The organism is Hymenobacter antarcticus (assembly GCF_039539545.1).
Taxonomy (GTDB): domain Bacteria; phylum Bacteroidota; class Bacteroidia; order Cytophagales; family Hymenobacteraceae; genus Hymenobacter; species Hymenobacter antarcticus.
The window spans coordinates 1-1,203 of the sequence record NZ_BAABDI010000064.1; the positions used below are offsets into that span (position 1 = coordinate 1).

At 60.6% G+C, this 1,203-nt stretch carries 1 protein-coding gene; it reads right to left on the bottom strand.

The window, feature by feature from the left end; genetic code table 11:
* Nucleotides 1–4: 4 nt before the first annotated feature.
* Nucleotides 5–1,120 carry an IS4 family transposase gene (locus tag ABD819_RS21380; RefSeq protein WP_345127706.1) on the bottom strand — a complete coding sequence of 372 codons (1,116 nt, stop codon included), beginning with the start codon at nucleotides 1,118–1,120 and terminating at the stop codon, nucleotides 5–7.
* Nucleotides 1,121–1,203: the final 83 nt, after the last annotated feature.

Sequence of the window (1,203 nt, forward strand, 5' to 3'; positions counted from 1 at the left end):
CACTCTACCCTGCCATTTTTCCAGGTATTTGATAACAAGCGACTTGCGAAATAAGCCAGTTCAGTAAGGCCATCACTTGTCGGGCCAGTGCGTCGGTGCTGGCCGTGGCTGGGCGGGTGATTTGGCGCAGGATATTCAAGCCGTGGCGACTCAGGCTGGTGGCCCGGTAGCCGTGCTTTTTGCGGGCAATGGGCGGGCTGTGTTCAGCGGCATCCTGGCCCACGCTCAGGCAAAAGGCATAGGCTAAACTGACGAGGGCCACGAGTTTGCGGAGCTTGAGATGGCAACGCAAGTGCGTGTTTTCCAGGTTAAAGCCCCGGCCTTTGAGGTTTTGGAAACACTGCTCAATGCTCCAGCGCCGGGCGTAAAGCGGGGCCAGGTCGGGTAGGTCTTCATGGCCGAAGAGGAAAAGAAATTGGCCCCCATCCAGGGCCTTGACCAGGGCTTTTCCCCAGACCCCGTCCACCTGCACGTGGGCAAAGCGTCGCACCTGTCCCGGGGCCAGGCCTAGGGCGGCCACCGCCCGGCACTCGCCACTGGCCAGGGTCAGGTGATGGTGCTTGGGCAGACGCATGACGAAGGGGAGCCCCTGGTCTTGCAGCCACTTGAACCAGGCATGGCCCACAAACTCGCGGTCCCCCAGGACCAGTTCAATCTGGTCCCGGCCCAGCACGGCCAGGCACGCTTCGAGCACGGCAATGCGCTGGGCGGCGTTGGAATTGCCGCTGCGGTTGTCGAGCAGGTGCCAGTACAGCGGCACGTGCCACTCGCCCCGACCCACGGTAACGAGCAGGAGGTTGACCTGGCACTGCCCGAAGTCCCATTCCGTGCGGTCCAGACACAGGCACAGCTTGCCTTGCCCCGGTAAGAGGCTGACCAGAAGCCGGGCCAGGGCGAGGTAGTCCAGCGTTACCTGACGAAAGAAGTCCTGAATCCGCGTCTCATTCGAGGCCGGTTTGGCGCCATCGTTGAGGTGCTGGGCCACTTCGCAGAACTGCACGTTGCGGCTCTTGAGCAGGCCGATAATAAATTGAGCCACAAACTTTTGACGCGCTAGGTTGCGCACGATGGGCAACTGCTGTAAAAGGGTCGTAGTTTTGGCGATGAGGCACTGCTTCACGGGGCGCGATGGACTTTGGAGTGTAGGAACTACAAAGGTCGGAACGCCCCGTTTTTATGCCCCAATTTTAGTAGGGTAGAGTG